The sequence below is a fragment of the Betaproteobacteria bacterium genome (assembly GCA_016791345.1).
In the GTDB taxonomy this organism is placed as follows: domain Bacteria; phylum Pseudomonadota; class Gammaproteobacteria; order Burkholderiales; family JAEUMW01; genus JAEUMW01.
The window spans coordinates 1-2559 of record JAEUMW010000278.1; the positions used below are offsets into that span (position 1 = coordinate 1).

General features: G+C 66.1%; 2 protein-coding genes. Both read left to right on the plus strand.

The annotated features are described in order from the left end of the window. On the plus strand, positions 1–1954 hold a 1954-nt coding region (locus JNK68_11095), incomplete at its 5' end, for a type IV pili methyl-accepting chemotaxis transducer N-terminal domain-containing protein (protein MBL8540906.1). Beyond that, on the plus strand, positions 1951–2559 hold a 609-nt coding region (locus JNK68_11100), incomplete at its 3' end, for a response regulator (protein MBL8540907.1). The genes JNK68_11095 and JNK68_11100, both read left to right, overlap by 4 nt.

A 2559-nucleotide genomic window follows, 5' to 3' on the forward strand; every position in this document is an offset into this window, starting at 1 on the left:
CACGCTCAACGCCCGGTCGGTTCCCGGGACCCGCAAGCTCAGAACGAAGATCACGGCGCTCGTGATCGTTTTCCTCCTGCTCGCCCTTGCCGCCATCGGACTCACGCTCGTCGAAGCGAGAAAATTCGAGGGCAGCGCAGCAGCGGTGAACGATCTCGGCAGCGAGCGCATGCGCGCCTATCGCATCGCTTTCCTCGCGTCGGAGATCGCGAGCGGGCGCGGCGACACGGCGCTCCTGCGTAGCCAGGCCGTCGCCGAAGTCGCCCGCTTCGAGGACGTCCTCGATCGACTGTCGCAAGGCGATCCGGCGCGCCCGCTGTTTCTGCCGCCGAGCGACACCGTGCGCCGACAGCTGGATGACGTGGATCGGCGCTGGCACGGAGTGGTTAAGCCGCTCGCGCTAGGGATCATCGAAGGTGGCGTGAAACCGGCCGGCAGTGCGTTGCTCGAACGCTATCGGGTGGAGGTCGACGGCTTCGTCGACACCGTGAACGCGCTGGTGCTCACGGTGGAACAGCAGGTCACGCGCGACACCGCGACACTGCGTCTGCTGCAGGTTGCATTGATGGTGCTCGCCCTCGTCGCGTCGCTGGCGATGGCGTTCCTGCTCTTCCACCTCATCGTGCAGCCGGTCACACGCCTGCAGCAAAGCCTCGAACGCATCCAGAACGGCGACTTCGCGGTGCGGCTGCCGGTCGATTCGAAGGACGAGTTCGGGGCGCTTGCGCTCGGCTTCAACCGCATGGCCGATCATCTGCAGGGTCTGTATCGCACCCTGGAGGACCGTGTGGCGCAGAAGACGCGGTCGCTGGAGCAGAAGAACCGCGAGCTCGCGACCTTGTACGAGATCGGCCGCCTGCTGAATGAGCCGATGTCGATCGAGGACACGTGCCGCGGTTTTCTCCGAAAGCTGATGTCCATCACGGGTGCAGCAGCCGGCGCCGTGCGGCTCACCGATCCGTCATCGAGACACATTCATCTCTATCTGCACGAGGGACTCGACCCGGACTTCGTCGTCGAGGAACGCTGCATCGAGATGGGCGAGTGCCTGTGCGGCGAGGCGGCCGAGAGCGCGCGACCGGTCATTCACGTCATCTCTCCGGCGCACCCGGACAACGTGTTGTACAAGTGCCAGAAGGTCGGCTACCGCACAGTGTCTGTCTTCACCATCGGCGTGAAGCGTCAGCTCCTCGGCATCTTCAATCTCTACTTCACCGGGCCGCGCGAATTCAACGCCGCGGAGCGGCAGTTGCTGGAGACCCTCGGGCAGCATCTCGGGGTGGCGATCGAGAACCAGCGCCTCGTCTCACGCGACAAGGAACTCGCAGTCACCGAAGAGCGCAATCTGCTGGCGCAGGAGCTGCACGATTCGATTGCGCAGTCGCTTGCGTTCTTGAACCTTGAGGCGCAGATGCTCGAGGAGTCGCTGGCGCAAGGCAACCTGGAGGCGGCGCGCGGAGAGCTCGCACAGATTCGCGAGGGAATCCAGGAGAGCTACGACGATGTGCGTGAGTTGCTCGTGCATTTTCGCACGCGCCTCAAGCAGGCCGACCTCGAGGCCACGATCCGCGCCGCCCTGCAGCGCTTCGAGGGTCAGACCGGCATCCGCACGCACTTCGAAGCGTCCGGCACCACCGTATCGCTCGCGCCGGAAGTGCAGCCGCAGGTGCTGCACATCGTGCAGGAGGCGCTGTCGAACGTGCGCAAGCATGCGCGCGCGACCGAGGTCACGGTGGAAGTCGTGCGCAACGACGGTTACCTCTTCTGCGTGCGTGACAACGGCCGCGGTTTCGATCCGGCAACACTCGCCGAGCGCTCCGATACCCACGTCGGGCTGCGCATCATGCGCGAGCGGGCGCACCGCATCGGCGGCGGGCTCGAGATCAGGGCGCAGCCGGATCGGGGCACCGAGGTCGCATTGAGGCTCCCGATCGCCCGCGCGGAGGCGGCGTGAAACCGATCCGCGTGCTGCTGGTGGACGATCACGCGCTCTTTCGCAGCGGCATCAAGGCGCTGCTGTCCCGCCAGGCCGACTTCGAGGTTGTCGGCGAGGCGGGAGACGGTCTGGAAGGGGTGAAGCGCGCCGCGGCACTGCGCCCCGACGTCGTCCTGCTCGATCTGCACATGCCGGGCATGTCCGGTCGCGAAGCCGTGAAGCTGCTGGCCGAAGAAGTGCCGCAGGCGCGGGTCGTCATGCTGACGGTCTCGGAGGACGCCGAGGATCTGCTGGAAACCCTGCAGGCGGGCGCGCACGGCTATCTCCTGAAGAACATCGACACCGAGTTCCTCGTGCAGAGCGTGCGCCGTGCGGCAGCCAGTGACGCCCCGGTGTCGGAGGAAATGACGGGCAAGCTGGTGCAGGGCGTGAAGGCCAAGACGGGAGCGCCCGAACTGGCGCGCGAACCGGAGCGGCTCACGCGGCGCGAGCACGAGATCCTCGCGCGCATCGCCCAGGGTGCGAGCAACAAGGAGATCGGCCGCGATCTCGATCTCGCCGAAAGCACGGTGAAGATCCACGTGCGGCACATCCTGCGCAAGCTCAATCTGGCGAGCCGGGTA